At 48.7% G+C, this 25,629-nt stretch carries 17 protein-coding genes and 1 pseudogene; 8 read left to right on the plus strand and 10 right to left on the minus strand.

The genetic code is table 11. The annotated features are described in order from the left end of the window. Positions 1-10 precede the first annotated feature (10 nt). Positions 11-1,054, minus strand: a complete 1,044-nt coding sequence (locus ABV298_RS24810) for a phosphatidylinositol-specific phospholipase C1-like protein (RefSeq protein ID WP_353718823.1) — start codon at positions 1,052-1,054, stop codon at positions 11-13. A gap of 196 nt (positions 1,055-1,250) precedes the next feature. Here ABV298_RS24810 and ABV298_RS24815 point away from each other — a divergent pair, with 196 nt between their 5' ends. The 3 genes from ABV298_RS24815 to ABV298_RS24825 all read left to right on the plus strand — a co-directional run bounded on the left by ABV298_RS24815 (position 1,251) and on the right by ABV298_RS24825 (position 6,844). After that, a complete protein-coding gene (locus ABV298_RS24815) occupies positions 1,251-4,334 on the plus strand; it encodes a TonB-dependent receptor (RefSeq protein WP_353718824.1) in 3,084 nt (1,027 codons plus the stop codon). Between the two features lie 45 nt (positions 4,335-4,379). Then, positions 4,380-6,128 (plus strand): RagB/SusD family nutrient uptake outer membrane protein, encoded by a 1,749-nt coding sequence (locus ABV298_RS24820; RefSeq protein ID WP_353718825.1) that lies wholly within the window; start codon positions 4,380-4,382, stop codon positions 6,126-6,128. A 350-nt stretch (positions 6,129-6,478) separates the two neighbouring features. Continuing rightward, positions 6,479-6,844, plus strand: a complete 366-nt coding sequence (locus tag ABV298_RS24825; protein ID WP_353718826.1) for an urea transporter — start codon at positions 6,479-6,481, stop codon at positions 6,842-6,844. On the opposite strand, the gene ABV298_RS24830 is transcribed toward ABV298_RS24825, so the two are convergent. The 7 genes and pseudogenes from ABV298_RS24830 to ABV298_RS24860 form a co-directional block, all read right to left on the minus strand. Further along, positions 6,799-11,847 carry a hypothetical protein gene (locus tag ABV298_RS24830; protein WP_353718827.1) on the minus strand — a complete coding sequence of 1,683 codons (5,049 nt, stop codon included), beginning with the start codon at positions 11,845-11,847 and terminating at the stop codon, positions 6,799-6,801. The genes ABV298_RS24825 and ABV298_RS24830 overlap by 46 nt on opposite strands. Positions 11,848-11,971: 124 nt before the next feature. Further along, positions 11,972-12,052 (minus strand): annotated as a pseudogene (locus ABV298_RS24835) (peroxidase); the annotation flags it as partial. A 347-nt stretch (positions 12,053-12,399) separates the two neighbouring features. Next, on the minus strand, positions 12,400-13,140 hold the full coding sequence (locus ABV298_RS24840; protein ID WP_353718828.1) for a response regulator: 741 nt from the start codon (positions 13,138-13,140) through the stop codon (positions 12,400-12,402). A gap of 4 nt (positions 13,141-13,144) precedes the next feature. Beyond that, positions 13,145-13,486 carry a sensor histidine kinase gene (locus ABV298_RS24845; protein WP_353718829.1) on the minus strand — a complete coding sequence of 114 codons (342 nt, stop codon included), beginning with the start codon at positions 13,484-13,486 and terminating at the stop codon, positions 13,145-13,147. Further along, positions 13,438-16,317: a histidine kinase dimerization/phosphoacceptor domain -containing protein gene (locus ABV298_RS24850; protein ID WP_353718830.1), complete on the minus strand. Its 2,880-nt coding sequence runs from the start codon at positions 16,315-16,317 to the stop codon at positions 13,438-13,440. The genes ABV298_RS24845 and ABV298_RS24850 overlap by 49 nt, the downstream gene beginning before the upstream one ends. Positions 16,318-16,558: 241 nt before the next feature. Beyond that, a complete protein-coding gene (locus ABV298_RS24855; RefSeq protein ID WP_353718831.1) occupies positions 16,559-17,473 on the minus strand; it encodes a helix-turn-helix transcriptional regulator in 915 nt (304 codons plus the stop codon). A gap of 48 nt (positions 17,474-17,521) precedes the next feature. Then, positions 17,522-18,523 (minus strand): aldo/keto reductase, encoded by a 1,002-nt coding sequence (locus tag ABV298_RS24860; RefSeq protein ID WP_353718832.1) that lies wholly within the window; start codon positions 18,521-18,523, stop codon positions 17,522-17,524. A 402-nt stretch (positions 18,524-18,925) separates the two neighbouring features. Here ABV298_RS24860 and ABV298_RS24865 point away from each other — a divergent pair, with 402 nt between their 5' ends. Both ABV298_RS24865 and ABV298_RS24870 read left to right on the plus strand, forming a co-directional pair. Then, complete coding sequence (locus tag ABV298_RS24865; protein ID WP_353718833.1) at positions 18,926-20,665, plus strand: serine hydrolase domain-containing protein; 1,740 nt, start codon at positions 18,926-18,928, stop codon at positions 20,663-20,665. Positions 20,666-21,017: 352 nt separating this feature from the next. Then, entirely contained in the window at positions 21,018-21,284 is a 267-nt protein-coding gene (locus ABV298_RS24870; RefSeq protein ID WP_353723251.1) for a GNAT family N-acetyltransferase, read from the plus strand. Positions 21,285-21,625: 341 nt separating this feature from the next. Here the strand turns inward: ABV298_RS24870 and ABV298_RS24875 are convergent, their stop codons facing one another. Together ABV298_RS24875 and ABV298_RS24880 are read right to left on the minus strand one after the other, a co-directional pair. Beyond that, positions 21,626-22,426 carry a penicillin-binding transpeptidase domain-containing protein gene (locus ABV298_RS24875; RefSeq protein WP_353718834.1) on the minus strand — a complete coding sequence of 267 codons (801 nt, stop codon included), beginning with the start codon at positions 22,424-22,426 and terminating at the stop codon, positions 21,626-21,628. A gap of 403 nt (positions 22,427-22,829) precedes the next feature. Continuing rightward, positions 22,830-23,474, minus strand: a complete 645-nt coding sequence (locus ABV298_RS24880) for an integrase core domain-containing protein (protein ID WP_353718835.1) — start codon at positions 23,472-23,474, stop codon at positions 22,830-22,832. Positions 23,475-23,688: 214 nt separating this feature from the next. Between ABV298_RS24880 and ABV298_RS24885 the strand changes: the two genes are divergently transcribed. The 3 genes from ABV298_RS24885 (at position 23,689) to ABV298_RS24895 (ending at position 25,538) form a co-directional block, all read left to right on the plus strand. Beyond that, positions 23,689-23,931 carry a sigma factor gene (locus ABV298_RS24885; RefSeq protein ID WP_353718836.1) on the plus strand — a complete coding sequence of 81 codons (243 nt, stop codon included), beginning with the start codon at positions 23,689-23,691 and terminating at the stop codon, positions 23,929-23,931. 10 nt (positions 23,932-23,941) lie between these two features. Next, entirely contained in the window at positions 23,942-24,304 is a 363-nt protein-coding gene (locus tag ABV298_RS24890) for a sigma-70 family RNA polymerase sigma factor (RefSeq protein ID WP_353718837.1), read from the plus strand. Between the two features lie 103 nt (positions 24,305-24,407). After that, on the plus strand, positions 24,408-25,538 hold the full coding sequence (locus ABV298_RS24895) for a FecR domain-containing protein (RefSeq protein ID WP_353718838.1): 1,131 nt from the start codon (positions 24,408-24,410) through the stop codon (positions 25,536-25,538). Positions 25,539-25,629: the final 91 nt, after the last annotated feature.

Below are 25,629 nucleotides of genomic sequence, written 5' to 3' on the forward strand. Positions count from 1 at the left end.
CTGCCCGTGCTTAAAACAGCGGGTTTTTCCTGAAATAGGTGTTGCCCTCGAAGCTAACCGAATAATCAGATTCGAAATGGGTGCTTTTCTGGTAGTAGTCCGTCGTGATGATCTGCGCGCCCGATTTGCATGCCGCCTCGAATGTAGTTCTGTCATTCCTTCTCGCTTCGCGGGTATCGGAGTCGGCCCGGGTGCGGATGAGGTAGCCTTTTCTTACCAAATCCGGTATTTCAGCGGCTTTGGCATTATTTCGGATCAGAAAAGCGGCTTCCGGCGTGCCAGGTAAGGCGTTCGCAAACATTGTCCTGCCGCGCAGTGACGGGTGCCCGGCGATGTACATGTCCCGCTTACTGCCCGAATCGTCCAGTACAAAGACAAACTTCCCCCTTGCTTCCTTTAATGTCGGCCAGTTATCGTGCAGCACCGCACTTTCCAGGGTTTCGTATTTGCCCTTTATCACGTCGGGCAGGAGAATATGCGCTTTGCCCAGGTGTTCAAGGAGTATTTTATCGAGGTCGTCAAAATCTTTGGCGGTAATGCCTTCGGTATTGCCGACAGTGGCAACCTTTCCCTTTACTTCAAGGGTAATATAAACCGGCGTATGGTCGGGATGCGCCTCCGACCAGGCTTTCAGGTCGTCGAGGCAATCGGTTAAGGTGAAATAGTGGCTCCGGAAATCGAAGCCAGGTACATGCAGTACCTTGAAACCCGGCTGTTTCATTTTACCCTGCGGATCATAGGGTTTCTGGCCTGCGACCATTTCCAGTCCTTTCGGGTTAGCGTATTTTCCACCCTTCTCGTCGGGATACACATCGATTTCCAGGTTGCGTAAACCGAGGTCCAGCTGCGCTGTAACCGGGATGTGCTCATAGTCGAGCGAGCGTGCGGAAGTGGAATCTTTTTTCAAAAACTCCTTGAATAACAACGGGTCTATGGCTTGTTTATAGCTGTTATGAGAACCGATTACCTGTGTTTTATTGATCTTTAGATTTTCATCCGTTTGGGCAAAAACAGGAACACAGCAGGCGAGCAACAGAATTGGTAGCGCTTTCATGGTCGATGATTTCGTACCATGCAAAGGTAGGCAGGCGAAAAAGACAGCGGTGTTAAATTTATGTTACCAGAGTCCGCTGCGTTGGCGCCGGAGGCCGGGTAACTTTTTGTTAATACAATGGTAATGCGTATTAACTCACCTCTTACTTCTCCGAAAGTAATTTTAAACCCTGATCATAGGTAAAAACTTAAATTTTATGCGTTCAAAATTACGTCTTTCAAAGCTCGTATGTCTTTCCGCATGTTTGCCCTGGGCTGTACTTAATACGTACACGGCCCAGGCATTCCCTGCGAGTATCAATACGGGGCTTTCGTTTCAGGCAGAAAATTCTCTTTTAAATGCCGCGTCTGTTGCACAGTCCGTCTCGGGCTCGGTTACTGACGAAGCCGGGGCGCCGCTGCCAGGTGCGACGGTTGTTGTTAAAGGAACTACAAGGGGCACATCGACGAATGCCGAAGGGAAATTTGTTATAGATGCCGATGCTGACGCCGTTCTTGTAGTTTCTTTTGTCGGGTATGCCACCAAACAAATTCCCGTAAACGGGCAATCGTCGATCGCTATCCAGTTAGGCCAGGATCTTTCGCAATTAAATGAGGTGGTGGTAGTCGGCTACGGCACACAGAAACGATCGGACATTACCGGCGCTATTTCTTCCATCAGCAGCGAAAGCTTTAACAGGGGCGTTGTCACGAATCCCGGCGAATTACTGCAGGGTAAATTGGCCGGGGTTTCCATCGCTGCGAATAGCGGTGAACCCGGAGCTGCGCAAGACATCATTATCCGGGGTATCGGCAGCTTGCGCTCCGGAACGCAGCCGTTGTATGTGGTCGACGGATTTTTGCTGGACAATTCCAACACCGGCGTTCCTACCAATCCGCTTAACTTCATTAACCCCAATGATATCGAGAGTATCGACGTGCTGAAAGACGCGAGTGCGACGGCTGTATACGGATCCCGGGCATCTAACGGGGTTGTGGTAATTACCACCAAAAAAGGTAAGGGAAGACCACAGCTGACTTTGTCGGCCTCCACGGCGATATCGTCCATGGCTAATAAAATCGACGTTTTCGATGCCAATGCTTTTCGCAGAGAGGTGGTGGCTACCGGCGGAACGTTGCAGGATTTCGGAGCAAATACGAATTGGCAGGACGAACTGACGCAAACAGGCGTATCCAACACGCTTAACCTGTCGATGAGCGGGGCCAACAGCGAAAATTTCTCCTATTTCACTTCCGCAGGTTATCAGGACCAGGAGGGTATCTTGAAAAACAGCAGGCTGAAACGCTATTCGGGAAAATTAAATTTGAACCAGAAGGCATTCAACGGCCGGGTCAATGTCGATTATAACCTGACAGCCTCCCGTACTGAAAATTTACGCCCGGATATCACTTCTACCATGAGCGACATGCTGAATTTGAATCCGACGATTCCCCCTTACACCAACGGTGCGCCCACCTTATTGAACACAAATGCATTAAACCCGCTTGCCCGGTATAATTTGTTCAGCGATAAGGCTATTAATCACCGGATTCTGGCAAATATTTCCCCATCAATAGAAATCCTGGATGGCCTTACCTATAAATTGAATTTCGGTGTCGACTATTCTACCACAACCAGAAATCAACAGTACAAGCCTTTTCCCGCGGTTGTGAATGAGTCCGACGTTTCTAATGGTTTCCTGGACAATGCGATAAGCGGAAACACCAATCAACTTGTGGAGAATACGCTGACGTATAACTGGTTCCGTAACGATCATAATGTTACACTTCTGGCCGGCCATTCCTACCAAAAGTTTTTGGATGAGACCAGAATAACTACCTACCGCGGCTTTGCAAATAACAATATCGACCCGATTTATCAGGACCACACAAGTACAACTGCATTGCCTACGGCGGTGAATTCGGAAGCGTTGAAAAACGAATTGCAATCTTTCTTCGGAAGGGTCAATTATATTTATGCCGATAAATACATGTTCACCGGTACGTTTCGCGCCGACGGATCTTCCAAGTTCGGGCAGAATAACAAATACGGCTATTTCCCTTCGTTCGCCGCTGGATGGAACATCTCCAAGGAAGCATTCATGAACAATACGGTTTTCAACAACCTCAAATTGCGGGCGAGCTGGGGACAGACTGGCAATCAGGAAATTCCGTCCAAGATTACCAAAGCGAGCTATCTGGAGCAGCGCTTGCAAACGGGTACAGGAAGCGTAAGTACTTATCCCATCGATACTGATGCTACTTCCCTGCAAGGCTATCCGTACGGGATTATCTTCACGAGATTGGCAAACCCTAACCTGAAATGGGAGGTATCCACGCAGATAGATTTAGGTATCGATTTCGCATTTTTCAAATCCAGGTTGACCGGTACGCTGGATTATTTCAATAAGAAATCTTCCAACATCCTTCTCGAAGTTGTGCCGGCCGATCCTGTTCAGCCTACTTCGACGTATTGGACCAATATCCCGGATATGAAAATCCGGAACAATGGTGTGGAACTGACATTGAACTATGGCAGCGATACGAAGCGCGACTTCTCATACAATATCGGAGGTAACCTCACCTACATACAGAATAAGGTTAAGAAGTCGCCTTACGCAGTTTTGGCGACCGGGGCGGCACAAGGTTCCGGCCAATCGGGGGCGACTATCAACGGCTATATTAATGATTATCCGCTGGGTGCATTCTATATGTACCAGTTCGATGGAATTAATCCGGACAATGGTCAAAATGCATTCAGGGATACCAATGGAGACGGGGTGATATTGGACAACGACCGTGTTGTAGTCGGCAGCGCAATTCCTAAAATCATATACGGATATAACCTTAATTTCAAATACAAGGCTTTTAATCTGGGCCTGAATTTTAATGGTGTAGCCGGCAATAAGGTTTTCAACCACACGACCATGACCTTGTTCAGCAGGGCACAATTGGCCAAATCCAACAATACTACCGATTTTGCCATTCAATACCCCAACGAGGCGTTGAGCAATGCCAACGTCGTGTCGACCCGATATCTGGAAAACGGTTCATTTATGAGGTTGAACAATGCCACGCTGACTTACAATCTGAATTTTGCAGGAACCAGGCTAACGAATTTCATTCAACGAGCCAGTCTTACCTTAACCGGGCAGAATTTGTTTGTCATAAGCAGCTATTCAGGCTTTGACCCGGAAGTCAATACAGGGTCGGCTTCCGGCGGAATTCAGACATTCGGAATCGACCGCTTTACCTATCCGAGAGCGAGGACTTTTCTGCTTGGGCTTAATGTGACATTTTAACAGAACATAAACGATTATCTACGATTCGTTGAAAATCAAATTACGATGAAAAATATAGGACTTTATAGAGCGCTGACGGTCATTGCATTTCTAACGGCTTTTATCGGTTGTACCAGCCTGGATGAGGAAATTCTCGACGAATCCCTCACGGGAACCGGCCAGGCAGAACTTGTAAGTGGCTCCATCGCCCCGGTATATGGTCTTCTCCGCTCCGGTGTATGGCTGCATACAAACAATTTCGGACTTCAGGAAGTAGCTTCCGACGAAGGTATCCTTCCTTATCGCGGCGGCACCGACTGGTACGATGGAGGCAAGTTCATCGCGGTCCACCAGCATTTGATGACCCCAAGTAATGCCCTCGTAGGCGATACCTGGACGCAAATTACCCTTACCTTGTCGAGGGCCGTCATCGCTGCCGAAAGATTGAACGAAGCAGCTAAAACCGGTAACGCGAATGCGCAGGCAGGTTACTACGAAATGGTTGCCATGAAGGCATACCTCAATATGCTGGCACTGGACAACTGGGGCCTGGTTTTCAAAAAAGAACTTTCGAGCGACGTATCTCAAATCCTGCGGGGACAGGAAGCAATCGGTTATATCGAAAGCGAGCTTTTATCGGTGGTTGATCTGATCCGTAAAGACAATGACCCGGGCCGGTTAAACCAAAATGCGGTGAAAGCTTTGTTGGCGCGTTTGTATTTGAATGCCGCTGTCTATCGCAATCCGTACGGCACGCCTGAATTCAAAAAGGAGGATATGGATAAGGTGATTAAATACACCAACGAGATCATTGCCGGACCGTATACCCTGTCCGCCGAATACTTCGATTTGTTCAGCGACGATAACCATACCAATAAGGAGATTATTTTTGCGCTTGATCAACGGGGGGTATTGGAAACCGATCACCAGCGATGGGCGTATTGGTCGATATCCGGTGACCAGATACCAAGACCGGAATTCCCGAATACGCGTGGAACGGATGCGGTAGCAGCAACTCCGGATTTCTATCAAACCTGGGTGGATGCCTATGGTAATACCGATCCAGCCGATGCCGATGCTCGTTTCTTCAAAAGAAATACAATCGTACCCGAGAACCTGAAAGACCTTACAGGAGTTACTCCGCTGAATGATGAGGAGCATTACTATTGCGTGGAAGCCACGCAGTTCGAAATGGACCGGGGAATCCTCCGGGGAATTATCTGGGGCCCCAGAAAAGACGGAAGCGGGAATATTTTAAGATGCGACGACGGCAAGGTAAGGATATATCCGGTGATTAACAGGAGAACCAGCGGAGCTAATTTGACTTATGTAAACCACACGCGCAACGTCGACTTTACAGGCCCGGGCAGCCTGCATAACACGGGCTACCGGTTTTCAAAGTATCAGTTTAGTCATACCGGTAACAATTGCTGCAGTTACAGCAGTGTCGACCTGGTACTGATTAGGCTTGGAGAGATCTACCTGATGCGTGCCGAAGCGAAGCTAAGAAACGGCGACAATGCAGGGGCTTTGGCCGATATCAATACATTGAGAACTTCGAGAAATGCCCGACCAGCCCAGACTCCGAAAGCGCTGACCAGAATTGACCTTGACGTCTTATTCCGTGAATCCGGATTTGAGCTGTATTGGGAAGGGTTCAGAAGAAATTATCAGATCCGGTTTGGAAAATATGAGGGCAACTGGACGGAAAAAACGGACAATAATGTCAGCAAACGACTGTTCCCAATACCTCAGAGAGCGATCGACGGAGCTTCCGGCGAGGAAGGATTCCTGGTGCAAAATCAGGGATATTAAAACCAGTTTGATTAACCCTGAAAAGCCGGTACAGGTTTTCAGATCGATAAAAACACTTTTTTAAAAACCGTATAAGCGAAAAATCGGAGTCATTAACCCCGATTTTTCACTTATACGGTCAATGACTTCCCTGGGCAGTTGCAGAAGAAGCAGTACATTCTTCCAAGACACCGCCCGGTTTCCGAAAAAACTCGGATTGAACACCTTAAAATACGCAGGGATGATCAAGTTGGTTTTATCTTTGCCTGGAACGGTACGTCCATGCGGTGAGCGGCGTCGTCATCACGTTCCGTGCTGCCGGGATGGTGTTTTGGGGAGGGGTGATCGATATCAAATAGTTTTAACCTCTCATGGAAATTTTAGAAAAAAGGCTTCCATTTATTTCAGAAATGCTGAAAGGAGTAGGGCAGATCATACTGCAAGACAATGCGTGGACCGGTCTGCTGTTTCTGGCCGGGATATTTTGCAACGACTACAAAATGGGTGCCGCCGGCCAACTGGTGAGACCTTCGGATAGCAAAGTTGACAAAGAAGCAAAACGCATTTTGTCCTACATTCTGCCGACTGCAAGATGTAGCGGAAATGTGGAGCCACTACAAGTTAGGATTCCGGGTAGCACACTATATCCAGGCGATTCAGGGCCGATCTTGTTGAACTCGTTTTCGGTTTACTACCAAAGCAACAGTTTCTTTGTAACAATTCGATTACTGGTTTGAATGCGCACCAGCAGTAAGCCGCCATTTACATGGGACAAGTCTAAGGTTTTTAGTTTCGAAGCACAGACGATCCGCCCGGCGAGGTCGAAAACGGTCACTCGCTCGATCTTATGTTCAGTTTCGATATGCGCTTGCCGCGCTTCGTCAGCCCACACGATCAGCTCATAATCCTGACCTTCGAACTTGATAGCCTGAATACTTGAATGTTCGGTTTTGCCGTCGAAATCTATTTGACGGAGGCGGTAGTAGTTCAATCCGGGAATTGGGTTAATGTCCTGAAAATGATAATCATGTGTTGTCGCTACCGTCCCATTTCCTGCTACAAATCCAATATCCTGCCAACTGATGCCGTTTGAACTCCGCTCAATGTGGAAGCCAGCATTATCCGTTTCCGATGCCGTACGCCAGCTCAGCTGAATGGTTGAACCAGTTGCCCTGGCACGGAATTCTACCAGATTAACGGGCAAGGAAGAGTCATAAACCAATTTGACTGCATTGTCCGAATATTCGATTCGCCATAACTTTCCACCGGAAACGGAGCTGAACTGGCCAGAGATCGCAGATGCCTTCAAAATTTCGATCTCGTCACCATCAACAGGACTGTAATTGACGGTTACTTTCAATGTGCCGCCCAAAGTCGCGGTTCCCAACACTTCTATCTGATCATAGTTTACGCCTGCAATGCCGGCACCATTGATTTCGATGTCCATGATACTGTTACTGAAATCCGTGCTTTCATTGAAGGTAAGCTTGCCGGGAGAATAGCCGGGAGACAATGTGCCGCCTGCATTGGTGAAGCCGGCTGCCGCTATCTGTCCGGTCGCTTTGAAATTTCCACCAGTATTGTTGCTGAAATTTCCTGATCCCTGCCGGGAAAGCAGCGTTCCCACTGCATTTACCCCGCCAATGATTATCGAGCCTTCATTAGCGAAGGTGTTACCCTCTACAAAAATGCCTTCAGCAGCATTGTCCACCTTGATATTTCCGCCGGCATTGTTTGTAAAAGTTGCCTGATTCCTGATTCCGTACGTCCCTACACCAGCATTTGTTCCAATAGTGATATTGGCTCCATTAGTGAAATTGCCGTTGAAATTGCGAAGCCCAGCCAGCGATGTGCGGTCTATCCGAATGTCGCCTTCTCCCATATTCAGGAAAGCCGCTTCATTGAAAATTCCGTGAACACCTACGTTTTCGAACGCACCAATGGTGATTTTAGCTTTGTTGGTAAAAGTGCCGCCCGATTCATATAGCCCTGTGTCTGAACTGCGGTCAATACGAATGTGACCTGCGTTGTTGTTGAATGCTGCGCGGTTTACCAGTCCATACCGGCCAACGGCCGTCGCAGCGCCAATAGTGATGTCGGCTTCGTTGGTGAATGTGCCGGCTGGATTGGATAAAGCAATGTCCGTAGCGTTATCGATCCGGATATGCCCGCCGACACTATTGTTGAAAACAGAATTTGTTTCCAGACCTGTCGCTCCCACCGAAGTCAACGCACCGATGGTAATGTTGCCTGCATTCGAAAAAGCGCCGTCGTTTCGCAGCGCCATGCGAAAGGTGCGGTCGATGCCAACGGTTCCTCCGGCCAGGTTCTGGAAAGTGGCCTGGTTGATAAAACCGGAAGGCCCTACGGCGTGATTTGCTCCAATGGACAAGGCCCCGGCATTTTCGAAGATTCCCTTCGCGTGCGTCAGTCCTACAACGGTGGAGCGATCGATGCTGATATGGCCGCTGGCGTTGTTTCGGACCATCCCCTGATTTTCCATCCCGCATGTGCCAACACTTGCTGTGGCTCCAATCTTGAGATCGGCATTATTAATGAGCGTATTTGTGATGTAAAGCGCACAAACTCCTGTATTGGAAATCTGTATTTCCCCGCGCAAACCGTCCGCTCCCGGATTATTGCTCACCGTTCCCGAAATGTACAGACCATAGTTACCAACATACGCCACGGAACCAAGCTGCAAACGCCCCGCATTGTTTAAAAAACCTTTGACCTCAGCGGAGGCGGTACTACTGCGGTCAGCCGTGAGAAGCGCTCCCGTGTTATTATTTAAAGTGGCATTTCCGTCGACGAAAATGCTGGTCTTTCCGCTTGTTCCGTTCATACCCAACCGAATCTCTCCCGAATTATCAAAAACGCCGTCGATATGATTCAAACTCGATCCGCCGTAAGCCTTCGTTCCGTCAATATAGATTTTTCCAGTTGCCGTGTTGGTAAAATCGGTTTCTGTCCATAATCCGTTTGTTCCGGTGCCCCCTGTTCGGCCCATGACAATGGTGCCGTCATTTGTGAAGCTTCCTGTAAGATGGTGGATCCCTGCCGCCAGCGTATGGTCGATCTGAATCTCCGCCCCGGGTGCGTTTTTAAAAACAGCATGGTTTTCGATTCCCGTCGCCCCGCCCGAAGTTGCTTCGCCTACATTTATTTTGCCCTTATTATCAAGGATTCCGGCTGCATTGAACAATCCAAAGTTACCGGACTGGTCAATATAAATGCTACCACTCCCATTGTTGGCTAAGTTTCCCCAGTTTGCAATCCCATTGCTTCCGGCACCCGTTGTGCCGATGGAGATGATAGCATCGTTGACAAAATTGCCTGCTGCATTGTAAAAGCCACTTCCCGTTGAGCGCTGCATCCTGATCTCGCCGCTGCCGAAGTTGTTGAAATTGGCAAGGTTTTCAATTCCGGTGACGCCTGCACTGAAATTGTCGCCAATTGTGATGGCCGCTGAATTATTAAATGTAGCGTTGACCGATTTCAATGAATCCGCATTGTTTTTAATGGCACGAAGCGTTGAACGGTCAATTTTAATGTGCCCGTCACCCTCGTTACTGAACGTCGCGTCGTTCCATATTCCATGATTGCCCACATTTCCCAGGCTGCCTATCGTAATGTTGGCCGCGTTAGTTAAGATTCCGGCTGCATTGAAGATGCCGGTGTCTTCCGAACGGTCCACCTGTATATTTCCTCCAGCACTGTTGTTCACAGTTCCTTGATTAACAATACCAAAAGTCCCGGCGCTGCTTTGTGAACCTATTTGAAGCGTTCCGACGTTTATCACCGTTCCAATGTTGTTCAAAGCCGCGGTAAAATTCAAGGGTTCCGCACCCGAGGCGAGCGATTCATAGGCCAAACTTCCAGAGAGACTGAGACTAGCTTCTTTCTCAATGGTTAATGTAGCATCCTCCTCCACTTTCACCGCCAGTGCAACTGCAGTTGTGCCTGTTTTGATGACCGGTAAATTGGAAACATTCGGAATAATCACACCATTGGAGGCCGTGGGAATACTTTTGTCACGCCAGTTCTGACCGTTTGTCCAATCAGAAGAAACCGACCCGGTCCAGATGTCCGTTTCATCAGCGACGACATTCAACCTTAGTTTAACAGGGTTTTGCGTATAAGACACTTCACAACTCGTATTGATACTGGATCGGACTTTGATGTCATAATCGCCATCCGGGAGACCCGTAAAAATGGGTTCAGCAGACCACGAAGTTCCGTCATTCACACTATATTCCAGCTCGCCGGTACCTTGCGTGTTGATGGTAATGCTGCCGGTCGGTACTGTTTCGGTGGGCTGAACGACTGTCGGCTCAACAATGATGACTTTAATAATTCCCTCGGGGATCGTCAGTTGCCACGGGACAACGCGTGTGCACCCGTACGCAGACTGAATTTTGATATAAAGTGTATGAACACCGGCGGCAATCGATTCAGCAGGTTCAAAAGCATTTGATTCTGCATCATATGTTCCGGCAGAAGTAGTTGCCTCGGGATCTGTGAAAACCCCTTCCACATGAAAGCCTTTGGTATTTCCCAAAGTCAGCATGTTCACCGTGCCTCCGCAAGCCGGAATTGTTTTGCTGGTAATGATTATTCCTTTATTTTCTAGTGACCCGATTGTCTGACTATTAGCAGAAAATACCAGGATACCAGTGTTTTCCAGGCCGGTGGCGACTCGATGGGCCCTGTCCGACTGTATGTAAAGTAGTCCGGCATTGGAGAAAGTCTGGCTGTTATCCAGCGCTGAAAAAAGGGAAAGGTCCGCGCAGGGAAGATTAAAGAAGTCTCCCTGATTGCTAATTGCTTTCTCGAGGGAGCGGCCAGGAACACTGGTGCCGACAACCAACTTGCCCTTGTTTATGAAGTCGCCGGAAGTCGGTTGAAATATTCCGGTAACAGCGCGGTCAATGATGACAACGCCGCCCGCCTCATTGGTGAAATCCGCCGTGTTTTCAATTCCGGAGTCGCCCACGCTTTCCAGTGCGCCAATGCTAATCTTCCCTTCATTGATAAATGAACCCCGGAGCCCAGTCGCTGTATTCTCATAATTTACAATTCCTCTCAGGCTACTGCGGTTAATCTCAATATTTCCGGTTGGCTTGTTATTAAAAAGATGTTCATTCCAAATGCCGTGAAAGCGAACTAATAATTCCGCTCCAATGAAAATATCAGCTTCGTTGTTGAACGTGCCGGTCGCAGTGTTATAGATCCCCGTATCATCAATCGCGTCAATGTGGATTCTGGCGCCGGGCTTGTTGTCGAACGTCCCTTGATTTACAATCGCATACTGGGGAATTGGAAATAACGCTGTGCCCAATTTAAGACCTCCTGCATTGACAACATGGCCCAAATTGTTCATTGCTGCCCTGAATGTGAACGTTGTCGTGAATTCATTGGACCCACTGACGATCAAAATTGCCGCTGGGCCAATTGTCAGGGTGGAATTGGGCTGCACAAGTACAGATTTCGCATGCATCACAACGTTACCCTCGATTGCCGGCGCAGCTCCGGCATCGGTTATGATAACGTCAGCACTGGCGTCAGGCACCCCGTTCGACCAGTTTTGCACATCGTTCCAATCGGAACTGATACTTCCCTTCCAGGTTGTTTGGCCAAAAACATTACTCATTGCCAGCAACATGATCGACAAAAGCACAGGAAAATGCCGCAATGCAGTTCTCCGACTGATTGCAAATGCAAGTATAATTTGTTTCATTCTTTCTGATCTTGGTTATTCCACAGCATACCGCGCCACATCTTTTACGCTGAATTTGTTGAGCTCAACAATTTGAGCCTGAGGCCGCATGAGCGGTGGAATGGACTGGATCACCTGCTCTCTTCATCCATTCATGAAACTGGATCGGGCCTTGTGTTGTGTCAGCGTGAAAATCAGGGGCAGGGTCATTCAATCGGAGGCTCATGCGATTGTATATTAATGGTTTACGGATCGATATAAATATATATTAGCCATCACTCACAGAAGCACATAGCGCTTTTTGCAAGTTTCACATTCGTAATCCCCGGCTTTGACGGTGCCCAGGGAAAGGATTCTGGCAAGCTGGCTGGTGACTGATTTTTTTGGAGAAATAGCCAGGTTTCCGCCGCACACGGTGCAGCGAATTCCCAGGATGGTTCTTTTTACAATAATTTTGTCCAGATCTATCAGCGCCATAGCAGCACCAAAGGTGGTTATGGCTGATTATTCGGTCAAAAAAAGGGATGAACGCGGCAGGTTCGGGATGGAATGCAGGGAGTTTGGGAAGCGGGTTCAGGCGTGTTTGATGCCTAGCGAACTGAAAAGTTCGTCCCGGTAAGATTTTCCAATGGGCAGTTTGACGCCTTGCATGGAAATTTCGTTTGGAAAAATATCTTCGATGAGGTTCACGTTGACTGAAAAGCGCCGGTGAATTCGGGCGAATGCCGCCGGGTCGAGCTGCTGGACAAAATCGTTGATCGTTGAGCGCACCATGACCTTTTTTTGCGAGGTCAAATGCAAAAGCACATAATTGGCTTCGCTTTCCAGGTAAAGCAATTCATCAAAAAATATCTTTCTGAAAACATAGCCGTCCTTTACAAACATGAAGTTTTTCGGCGGATTGAAGGTGGTCTTGACCGGTTTCACTTCGGCAAGGTTTCCGGTAAAGTTGTTAAAGGTAATTTCGATGGCGGCAAAAAGTTCTTCTTTCGCAAATGGCTTGACAATATATGCATGCGGTTTGACCTTTTTGGCGCGCTCGATCGTCTCAACGTCACTGTTCGCAGTCAGGAAAATAAAAGGGAGCTTATAGGTTTCGTTAAGCTTTTCGGCGACATCGAAACCGTCTTTCCGGCCTGCCAGCCGAATATCAAGCAGCACCAGATCAGGTTTTTCATTTTCCAGCATGTCAATTGCCTCGGTGTAATTGATTGCCGGACCACAAGGTGCATATCCCAGCTCTTCGAGCGTATTAACAATCGTGCGGGCGATGACAAGCTCGTCTTCTACCACGCCTATTTTCAGAACACCCATGGTCTTAATCTTGATTTTTTCGAACGTCGCGAGTCGTAAAATTAATAGTAAATTTAGCACCACCGTCGGTTACATACTGAACTTTGCCTCCGATTTGCCTGCTAAGATCATTGATCAGCTGTAACCCCAGCGTCGATACTTTATCAAAGTTCAGATTTTCAGGCAGACCGGGCCCATTATCCACGTAATCCAGCTGATATTCGCCTTCCCCCCTCTGTCTGATTTTCAATTCGACAACTCCGGGTCGCGTCTCGGCAAATGCATACTTGAATGAGTTGGTCAGCAATTCGTTCAATATCAGACCAAGAGGAACGGCAGAGTCGATATCCAGGTGTACTTCCGGCACGTTAATGGTGACATCAACCTTTTTTTATACTGAAAAACGCTTTGTACCTGCTTGCACAGGTCCTCGATAAACCTTTTCAGCTCAATGGTGCTCAGGTCTTCAAACTGATAAAGGTTTTGGTGGATCAATGCAATGCTGCGGACGCGGTTGCGGCCTTCCTGCAAAGCCTCGCGGGCCGTTTCATCTGTTAAAGTTTTGCTTTGCAGTTCGAGTAATCCCGAGATAACCTGCAAATTATTTTTTACGCGGTGATGGATCTCTTTCATAAGCACATCCTTTTCCAATAGTAAAGCCGATTGCTCCGAAAGCGACTGCCTTAATTGTGCCGTCCGCTCGTTGACAATTTGCTCCAAATGCCTTTTTTCGTGGGCTAATTGCTTTAACCTGAGACGAATAATTAAATAAATACTCAGCGTGAATAACGTCAATGCGATCAGTATGAACCACCATTGGAGATAGACAGGTTTCAGGACCGCAAGCGGAATGTTCAGCTCGCGCTTATTCCATGCACCTTCCCTGTTTTGGGCTCTTATGCGCAGCGCAAAGTCTCCATAAGGCAATCCGCTGATCCGGACCGAGTTTTCGTTGATATAATTCCAGTCAGTGTCCAGTCCTTCAATTTTATAGGCATACCGGCGTTCTTCGTTTTTGGTAAAATCCAGCAATTGGAAGTCCAGCGTAAAAAACTTATCGTCGGGTTTTAATACTATTTTTCCTTCGCTCAGCAAGACGTTGGTTTTATTAACCAGCTTGCTTTGCGACCCTACGAACTGATTGAAAGCAATGATCTGCAAAGGAACTTCCAGCCTGGAACTGTCGGTACGAAATTCACGCGGATCAAACGCATTCACGCCGTTTAAACCGCCAAAAAACAACCTGCCGTCGCTGGCCTTGAACGAGGATGTGCGGTTAAATTCGTTGTGGGAAATGCCATCGACGGTCGTGTAAGTATTGACCGAAAGGTTTTTCCGATTGAAACGGATTAGCCCATAATCGGAACTGATCCAAAGGTTGTCGAATGCATCTGGCTCAATTCTGTACAAAACATCGGAAGGAAAACCGGCGGTAATATTGAACTGTTTTGATTGATTCGTTTTAGGATTCCAACGATAAAGCCCCTCGCCATTCGTAGCAAGCCAGAAAATGTCGTCGGGGTCCTGATAGGCGTCCAACAGGCTCAGCCCGCTCAGAAAACCCGATTGCCGTTTCTCCATTGACAAGTTGTGGAAACCTTTTCTGGCATCCCCGGGAGCATTGATCAGTTTATATAACCCATTTTCGGCGACAGCCCACAAAATCCCCGTTTTATCGGTAAAAAATCTGTAAACGAATTTCGCCTCGGCACTTGCTTTCGTAACCGGGACGGAATCGAACTTGTTGGTTTTTGAGTTAAAAACCGAGAAACCATTCGTCCTGCCTAACAGCAAAAGGCTATCATTGAGCGAATGCATCGACCAGATCTCGGAGCCCAGGCTTTTGGCGAAAGTGACGACCTTATTTTGGGCATCGTCATATCGCGAGAGCGCATAACCTCCGCTGTACAATGCCGACTGGTGTTTGATGAGCGCATAGTTAATGAACTGATTCCTGACGGCTTGCATTTTATCTCCGCTTTGCGAAAAAGTATGCGCCCAAATGTTGGCGGCGACCTTCCCGGTCTGGTCTGCATAGATGCCGCGGGCCTGGCTGTTGGGTTCAATCGATTGCTGGCTGGTTGAAAAGTAAGGCTGGAACCTATTCTTTTTGAGCGTCAGCTGAAATACACCGAGTGAAGTGCAAAGCCAAAGGTTCCCCAATGCATCGGGAAAGAGTTGGTAGATAAACAGGTTCTCAAAACCTTTCAGCTCCGAATGATCGATGACTTTCAAGAAGGCGCTTTTGTTCCATAAGTAAAGCGCATCGGTAGGAATGTAGAATGCAGCCCCGCCACTGCCGGTTGCAGCATAAACCTGGAACCAATAACGGTTCTTTACCGGTGCAAGATTGTATCGGGCGGGGTCCTTTACCAATGTAAGTTTTCCATTTGAGCCCAGCTTACCCACAGCGAATTGATCGGTGTTGCCGGCTGTGTTATAGGTGATTAAGAGCTCATTGTAATTTGTAAAACCAATGGGCAAGGAGCGTAACACATCATGCTGTTGAAATGCAATCACCGTGTCAGGGGTGACCAGGAACTGTTTTTCCTGATTGTTCAATTTCAACAGGGCTTTCCCTTCCATGAACGCACAATGGGGGCCGGTTGCCCGATAGTCAATTGGAGCATTTTTGTCCCAATCCTTCATCTCGAAACGGAGCCGGAACCCCTTTTTGCTTGAATAGCGCCAATAACGAAACGGAAAAGCGGTCAGGAAGCTAACCTCCCCCGTGCCGTCGTTCGCGACCGAATACACGTCGCGCTCTTTGAAAGGCAGGTCCGGAAATGCAGCTGTCAATGTTTTAACCTCTTGCGTCGTCGCGTCGATCACATCCACTTTTCCGTTCGTCATCAGTTGAAAACCAGTGCTGCCGTATTGGACAAAAAGGCGGTTGGCATCGTCCCTTGCCAACTGAACCACCTTGTTCTCCTGCAACTTATTGCGCTGCCGGGTAAATAGTAAGGAATTTCGGCCGTCGTAGCGATTTAACCCGTTGCGTGTTCCAAACCAAAGGAACCCGGCGGTGTCCTGAACCCCGCAGAAAACTTCGTGCGAAGCCAGCCCATGTTCAATGGATAGCAGCCGTTTGGTGACGGTAAATTCCGACTTATTTTGAGCCGAATCACTTTGCGCACGCAGAACATGCACATTAAAAATCAACACCGGAACCCAAAGGCTGACCAGAAGGGATAGCAATCCCTTTTGCCTAGATATAAAAGCCGTTTTGGGCATTTCGGGAACGAGGAGTAGTTGTAGAAGTCAACATAAAAGTGTGTGGGGCTTTAATCATACTGTTTTTTACGGCCCGAACAATTTCCTCGAATTCTACCCACTTTGATTTCTGTTGAAAACGACGTGGATTTCGAACGGTTGAGAGCCTGATTATATCTGTTCATTTCTACTGAATATGAATCAGTCGGGTTGTTTGCCGGCAGGCCTAGTCGAACGAAGCCCGGAATTCTACCGGCGTCATATTGGTCTTGCTCTTAAATAGCCGGCTGAACGATTGTGGAAATTCAAACCCCAGCTGAAAACCGATCTCGCTCACTGTTAGCCGGGTTTGGGTGAGTAAAACTTTGGCCCTTTCAATCACAAACCGGTGAATATGCTGCTGTGTGTTTTGTCCGGTGAGATTTTTGAGCAGATCGCTCAGGTAGCTGTCTGAAAAATTCAGTTCGCCGGCCAGGTAAGATACCGTCGGCAGGCCCTCGAACATGGGGCGGTCGCTCGCGAAATAGTCGGACAAGAGCTTTTCCAGGCGTACGAGCACGTCGCTCGTTGCGGGCTTGCGGGTAAGGAATTGCCTGCCGTAGAAACGTTGCCCGTAGCTCAGAAGCAGTTCCAGGTGCGCAATAATCACATTTTCGGAATACGCGTCGACCCGCCCGCTGATTTCGTCGCGGAGCATCTTCATGACCGACAGCACCAGGCTTTCTTCCCGTTCCGACAGGTGAAGCGCCTCGTTGACAGCATAGTCGAAAAAGCTGTATTCTTTCATGCGCCGACCGAGCGGATGACGCCTGATAAAATCGGGATGGAATACCACGCAACAACCGCTGGGCCTGTGGTCCCCGGAGATATTGCTGCTCACCTGGCCCGGTGCGGTGCAAAACATAATTCCTTCATCAAAATCGCAGAAACCCTGCCCGTAGCGCACTTTACCTGTCACATTTCTTTTGAGAGAAATACAATACATGTTTATCACGAGCATTTCGCTACCGGTATCGGCGCGCGCGTGGTCCATTTCGTCAAAATCGAATACGCTCACCAGGGGGTGCACCGGCCCGGGTAAACCAAGAACGCGGTGCTGCTCGGCAATCGAATGGATAATGTGTGGGGCCTGTTTCTTCATTGTTTAAATATAAGCAACGTGCGGGACTTTGCCCAGCCCGCACGATGACTACCGGTCTATTGCGTCCATACCAAATCGGTCGTAACGGTCGCCTGTGTCGGTTCCCAGCGGGATAATTGCTTCCAGCCGCGCCAGTTCGACCTGGCTGAGCACAATTTCAGTGGCGGCGATATTTTCTTCGAGGTATTTCCTGCGTTTCGTTCCAGGAATGGGCACGGCGCCTTTGGCAATCGTCCATGCCAGTGCCAGCTGCGACGAGGTTACCTGCTTCTGCCCGGCCATGCGCTGTATTTCCGCCAGTAAGTCCAGGTTTTTATAAAACTGGTCGCCCTGAAAACGCGGGATACCACGCCTGAAATCGTCCGCGGCCAGATCGTCCGGGCTTTTCAGTTCGCCCGAAATAAATCCGCGACCCAATGGTGAATAGGCCACGAAGCCAACGCCCAGTTCTTCCAATGCTTGCATGATACCTGCTTCTTCGGGACCGCGTTCGAAAAGTGAATACTCGGTTTGCACAGCAGTGATCGGGTGGATCGCGTGGGCCCGCCTGACGGTTTCGGCCGAAACTTCCGACAATCCAATGTAACGCACTTTGCCTTCCTTCACCAGGTCCGACATAGCGGCCACTGTTTCCTCGATTGGCGTCCCGGCGTCCAGCCGATGCAGGTAGTATAGGTCAATGTAGTCGGTTCCCAGGTTTTGAAGCGAGCGCTCCGCAGCTTTTTTTACATAAGCCTTGTCTGCCCGGAATTTCCAGGTAATCTGTGCATTGTCATCGATTTCCCACCCGAACTTTGTCGCGATAAGGTAACTGCTGCGGCGGCCTTTCGTCGCCTTGGCAATGAGCTGTTCGTTGACCAGCGGCCCGTAAAGGTCGGCCGTATCGAGAAAATTTCCCCCGAGTTCGAGCGAGCGGTGTATGGTGGCAATGGCTTCGGCTTCATCCGCTTTACCGTAAATATCCATATGGGCCATGCCCGTCATTCCCATACAGCCCAGTCCTATCGAAGGTACCACCAGGCCCTGGCTTCCCAATTTCACAAGTTTCATACTTTGGTGTTCGTTTGTTTTAACCGGTACAAAACTAGGGAAGCCCGGTCCGGCAGAATTAACAGTATCCGGGAGATTTGTATCCAAAATCAGGTTACAAAATCCTGGTCACCCTGCTTTTATCCGGTCTCGGCCTCTATCAGGACCCGATCAGGCCGAGCCGATGCGACACTTTCGTCGAGAAAATCGAAGCGTTTTTGTAAGACAGTTGTATAGGCAACATTTTGTATAGCATATCCAACAAAATCCATAGCAGTCGTGAAAGCAGCATTTACATTTCGTTAACCTTCTTTTACAGGTCATTAACAGACGATAGGATAGAGACTTTTTAGCTTTGCGGCCGACCGTAGTGGTGGCCACCGCAGTGGTTGAAACTTTGAAAACATTCTTACCAAAACATCCATGAAAAACCATCGCCTCTTTCTGATTCTTTCCTTTGTATTAGTTGTATTTCACGTCCACGCGGATGATCTGGACGATTTTATCCGGAGCCAGATGCAGAAGCGGCGTATTCCCGGTTTATCCCTGGCTATCATTCAGGACGGAAGAATCCTGAAGGCCCAGGCATATGGATTTATTGATAAAGATAACAAGGTGCCTGTCACGACCAGTACCTTGTTTCAAGCGGGCTCGGTTAGCAAATCGGTTGCGGCTATGGGGGCTTTGTATCTAGTTGAACATCGTAAACTTCTTCTGGACGAGGATGTTAATGTAAAACTTAAAAGCTGGAAGGTCCCTGATAATGAATTTACAAATGATAAAAAGGTTACACTGCGCGGGATACTCAGTCATACTGCCGGTCTTACAGTGCACGGATTCCCCGGATATCCTGTGGGCGCGAAGATTCCTTCGGTAGTTCAGATTCTGGATGGGACAGCCCCGGCCAATACACCACCGGTTCGCGTAGACTTTGTACCGGGCTCCCGCTGGAGGTATTCGGGTGGCGGTTATACCGTCATGCAACAACTGATGGTGGATGTGACTGGCGCTGATTTCCCGGAATTCATGAAAGATAATGTGCTTTCGCCATTGGGTATGGAAAATAGCACCTACCAACAACCTTTACCTCCTGAACTGGCAAAACTGACTGCAACCGGCCATTACAACAACCGAAGGTTAGTAGACGGCCGCTGGCACATTTATCCCGAAATGGCAGCAGCGGGATTGTGGACTACGCCGTCCGATCTGGCCCGATTCGCGATCAGTATCCAGAATGCCTATGCCGGAAAACCAGGAAGTGCGTTATCCCGGTCCATGGCCCGCCAAATGTTGACAGATCAGAAAAACAGGGACGGGCTTGGTGTTTTTTTGCAGGGCGACAGTGCTACGCTCCGCTTCGGTCACAACGGGCGCGACGAGGGTTTCGATGCGTTACTTACCGCTAGCGTGGACAAAGGACAAGGCGTTGTGATCATGATCAATGCAAATGATAACTCGCACATGATGGGCAGGATCGTTGATTTTATCGCTGACTATTACCAGTGGGATGGATTTCCTGTAAAGACCAAACCGGTCGCGGTAGACGTGGATTCCCAAACTTTAAAGGCATTCGAAGGTCGATATGAATTATTTAATAATCGAATGGTCACATTCGAAGCTGAAAACCAGCGACTTTTTACCTTGGAGGATGGTTTTGTCGATGAAGAATTTGTGCCCGTCGCTAAGAATAAGTTTACATCCACCGACCGCAGCGTTTCTGTGACCTTCAATTCCGATATTAATGGAAATGTGACAGGCTTTACGCTTGAGGACAATGATCAGGGCTATCAGCGAAAAGTATCACGTATCGGGCCGCTTGCCAATGCCCATAAAACCAATGCGGATCCGGATCCGTCACGCACACCCAAAATCCTGGCGGCTTTGCAGGCAATGGTAAAAGGTGGAGAAGTATTAGAAGAGGCGTCAGGCCTCACTTTGGGAGCCAAACGCGATTTTGCGGGAGGAATGCGGGAGCCGGAAACTTTGAAATCATTAACTTTTATTCATTCGGAAAACGTCGCAGGCCGGGGAATTCAACGCCATGGAAGCGAAGTAAGCGAAATAGTAACTTACCAATTGAAGTCCAATCAGCCGGACACCTATATACTCGTCCATCTCACCTCCGACGGCTTGGTTACGGATTGCGATCTCGTTGAAAAATGACAGTTATTTGAAGCGAATTATGCCTAAAAGATAGTGGAGAAATGTATCCGCTTACAAGATAGATATGCTAAACCAGGATACTGTGGCGTAATTTCGCAGTACAGCATTGACTACCTTATTAATGAGGCTTATCGCTTTTAAACTATGAACATGGAAATTATAGTCCGCAAAGTTTGGCCAGGTGACAAAGCCCGCCTACAACAAATATATCGTCAAACCATCGACCACACTTGCTCAAATGACTACGACGCGCAGCAGCGGGAGGCGTGGAAACGGGGAACTGAAAACCAGCTTCGTTGGGATAAGGCACTTAGCGAACAGTATTTTCTGGTAGCGGAAATCGGGGGGCGACATAGCAGGATTCGCTTCATTAAAAGGCACCGACTATATCGACTTCATGTATACACATAAAGACCATCTTAGAAAAGGGGTTGCCCAGCTCATGATGGCGCAGCTGCAAGAAAAGGCTATCCAAATGGGAGCCCGGTGCCTTACGGCCGACGTTAGCAAAACCGCAAGACCGTTCTTCGAAAAATTGGGCTTTGTTATATTGCATGAAAACCATAACCTGATCAGGGGAGTATGGATCACCAATTACAAAATGCGAAAGGAGCTGTAAGTTAATCAGATGGCTCCGCCACAAAATGCGGCAGCGTTCGAAGGATCAAATTTTGGGCTAATGAGCCGGGAATTTTGATTGCCTGCTCGACTTCCGGATTCAGCGGAATGCGTAGCTGATGCGAATGTAATTGGTAAAACGACCGTCTATACTAAACATTTGTCCGGGTAAATGCCTATGCCGTGTTGGAGGACCATGGCGAACAGCTCAAAAGCGTCAACAGTATCTTCAGGCTGGACCCGCGGAACGTGCCCGCGCCGCGGCTGGCTGATTTGATTGGATGCTGGAAAGTGTTTTCATCGGCTTGCAGGCAAAAATACGAGAGAGTGCTAAGCTGGCACCTACATAGCTCCAAGCTGCGTTAATACAGCGTTTGTAATAGTCTTCCGGCATTTTCCAAAATCCGGATTCGATTCGTTTCTTTTTTTGATAAGCCGTGTTGCAAAAAAGTAAACATTATCCTGCCGCTCTACATATCCAACCCACCACCCGATTTCATTGCCGTCGACGCGCGTCCACCCTGTTTTGCCACGAAGGGTATAATCGTTAGTTTGCTCATTGACCATAACACTTTTCAAAACCACCAGATTCTTTTTGGAAAACGGCGTTTTGCCCTGATAGACTTTCACCAGAAATTCCAACTGATTGCGTGGCGAAATTGCAAACGCGCCGAAATTCCAGAAATCGTCGCCTTTTTCGGAGAGATCTCCATTCCCGTAGCCAGCGAGCTTGAGATAATGTGCATATTTCTCACGGCCGATCCTTTTTGCCAGTTCAATGAACGCCCATCCGGCTGAAACCTCAAACGCTTCCTTCACGGTAATGTCTTTATAAATTTCCGGCCGGTAGCCATAAAGTGTCGTGTCAGTAGAACCAGGCCATTTGATCACCTCATTTTCATCCTTAATGACTCCTGTTTCAAGCGCCACGAGCAGATTGATTATTTTGAATGTTGAAGCAGGCTGGGTTTCACTCCGGGAATCCACTTCATCACTAATGATCCACTTTTGTTTTTTGTAATCGTAAATAGTGATACTGCCGGTTGAGTTGCAATCTTTAAACGGTGTAACGAGGTCTAACTGTGCAAAAGTGGCGAACGAATAGAATAGAAAAAATATGAGGAACTTGAATGTGATTCTCATGACGGTTATAACTTTTGCGGCAAGATATCAATGCATGAGCGTATTTAAAGTAGAGGTGAAAAACGGAATCATGCTGCCCTGGGCGTGTGTCTTAGCCAAATAGAATTTATTCTACTGTCGAACTGGTTCTGTCGAGAAACCCGTCGCGATTTTTCCTTTGGTTGTATGCGGCCTTATGCCCCCAGTATGAATAAATCGCAATGCCTACGTCCAGCGATTTAAAAAGTTGGAAATCATTTCTGAGCGTCCAACGGAACCGTGGGTTGGTCCAGCCGTGGAATTGTATCCGCATTAGTGAACTTGCCATCGTATGCTACGGAATAGCGTTGACAGCTAGCCAGTTTGCTGAAAATGAGCGCCGTATTGGATATTTTCGAACCGCACTTTTTTATATGATACCATTTTAGTGGGAGCGGGCCTGACCGTCGACGCGCCTGGTGGGCGTTAGATAGCCGATTGAGGCGTGCGGCCGAAGGTTATTATAGGCATGAACGGCTCGTTCAATGGAAGTGCTTGCTGCTGAAAAAGAAAGAAATCCTCTCAGTTTACAATCTTCCTTCAATGTTCGGAAGACCCGTTCGGCCATTGCATTCTCGTTCGGGTCGCCGCTTTCAGCCATACTGATGGACACGTTTTCGTTTCTGAGCCGGTCGACGTATTTCCATGAGCAGTATTGCACGCCGCGATCAGAATGGTGGATGAGCGGTTGCGAAGGATTTGTTCTGGACAACAGGGCCATGTCCAAGGCTTGTACCGATCCCTGCGCCTGCATGGTCTTGTCCAGGTGCCAGCCGACAATTTTGCGTGAGCAGGCATCCAGGATCACCGACAATAATAAATTATTGTCTTTCAGTAACTTATGTAGCTTATCGCGGCCAAGCTTTATCTGGTGGCCACGCAAAAAATCCTTCATTAAATCGTGTAATTTCGCAGTTCCAATTCCAGGAATCTGCCGCCTGATACGACGGACGTCACCAAGGATAAGGTCTTGCTCGAAGCATTTCTTTTCACGACGCCTGGCAGCCGCATACCAGGCTTGTCTTGACAATCCAAATAAATTAGTAAGCTGTTCCCTTGCAACCCTGCTTAACAGATTGAGCGGCCATCCGAGCGGTATGATATTCTTTTAAAGTTCGGTCAGGTGATTGATTTGGCTTGTTTTTTGGATAGTATCCAAATTTAATGCTTGCGTAACGCCTGGTCTGTGGAATTTTGTGCTATTTTGCAGATTGTTCTGATGAACCAAACCCCAACGCCCTCTGGTGACCCGCTTTCCTAATAAAAGAGATCAATACTGCCAGTTAGGGGATATCGAGATCCTCGACTTGATACGCCAGAGCCGCAATGCAGCGTTGACAGAGATCTTCAATCGTTACTGGGAGCCGTTATTTCTCTATGTAATGCGTGTGCTCAGGGACGACGACGAGGCGCGCGACGTGGTACAGGAGACTTTCATCGCACTCTGGCAAAAAAAGAGCCGAATTGCCGGAAATTTACTCCCTTAAATCTTATCTGATGGGTATTGCACGCTATAAGGCGTTGCGAAGCGTCAGTCTCAGCCTCTCCCGGGACCGCTACCGGACTTCCCTGCTCCATTTTTTCAATGACCACGAGCCCTCCCCGGAGGCCGGGCTAATGGCGACGGAAATGGAACGTCGTCTGAACGCGTGTATCGACAGCCTGCCCGAGCGCATGCGGGAAGTTTTCCTGTTGAGCCGCCGCGAGCATCTCTCTTACGCCGAGATCGCGGAGCGGCTCGATATCTCCGATAAAACCGTTAAGAAGCAGATCCACAATGCATTGAAGCACCTGAGAAGCGCTCTCGATGAACAGCACATGTGGGTTACGGTCCTGCTCAGTACGGTAGCTGTACACTGATCCCCAAAATATTTTCAAAAATTTTCGGAGGACGGGTACTACCTACGCCTCTTTTTATGCACTTACCACTGGCGGGTGTTCTGCACGCGATATCAACATGATTATGGATGAACCAGAATTGAGAGACCTGTTGCGACGGTTTCGGGAAGGGACTTGCACCGAAAAGGAAAAAGAACTGCTCGAACTATGGTTCGATCAGACTTCCGTGCAGTCGGACTGGAAATGGACGGATGCACAGGCGCGGGAGCACACACGGCAGCAAATGCTGAACGGTATTCAAATGCAGATCAAGGAAACGGATCGTCATCCGGAGCGACTGTGGCGTTACCTGAGCGTGGCGGCTTCCGTGGCGCTGCTAATGGTGGCGGGCGCATGGTGGTTACTTCACTCCGGAAATGGCCGGGATAGGGTGGCGGATTACAGGCAAACGGCCGTGAAGCCCGGAACGCAGCAGGCAATGCTCACGCTCAGCGACGGTTCGTCGGTGCTGGTGGACGGCGCGGCGCGGGGCGTGCTTTCCAGGGACGGTGATATGACAGTCCTCAAAACGGACCAGGGAAACCTGGAATACCGGAAGGATTCCGCAGGCCGGGCTTCCGGGGGCCGGAATACGCTGCTGGTACCGCGGGGAAGCACTTTTAAGGTGACCCTGCCGGACGGCACTGTTGCCTGGATCAACTCGGCTACGCGCATGACCTACCCGGCAGGCAATACGGGAAACGAACGATTGGTGGAGCTCAGCGGCGAAGCCTATTTCGAAGTAAGCCCGGACAAAAAGCGGCCATTCAAGGTACTTTCCGGCGGAACGGAAATCATAGTAACAGGGACGCATTTCAATGTAAACGCCTACGAAGACGAAGAGGATGTAGTCACGACGCTCGCCGAAGGGCAGGTGTTGGTGAGCCGGGAAGGGAAGCAGGCTGTACTGAAACCCGGCCAACAGGCACTGAGCAACGATTCGGGCAAACTGACCGTGCGCGGGGTCGATGTGGAGGGCTCGCTGGCCTGGAAAGAAGGATATTTTGTGTTCGACGACATGGAGCTCCGGTCGGTGATGAAGATGATCGCCCGCTGGTACGACGTGCAGGTGGTGTATGAAGGAGATATTCCGCCGCTGCGTTTCGGGGGTACTTTTTCAAAGTCCAAAGACCTTGACGGTCTGCTGAGCTATCTGGGGCAGCTGAGTAATATTCACTTTAAACAACAGGGGAAGAAAATTATGGTAAAACAATAGGCGACTATGACCCTGGCCGAAAAAAAGCCGGAAGTGGTGGAACACCTCCGGCACGACAGCTTGGGAAAGCTGTGCTAGGCCCCCGATTCGA

The sequence above is a fragment of the Dyadobacter sp. 676 genome (assembly GCF_040448675.1).
In the GTDB taxonomy this organism is placed as follows: Bacteria; Bacteroidota; Bacteroidia; order Cytophagales; family Spirosomataceae; genus Dyadobacter.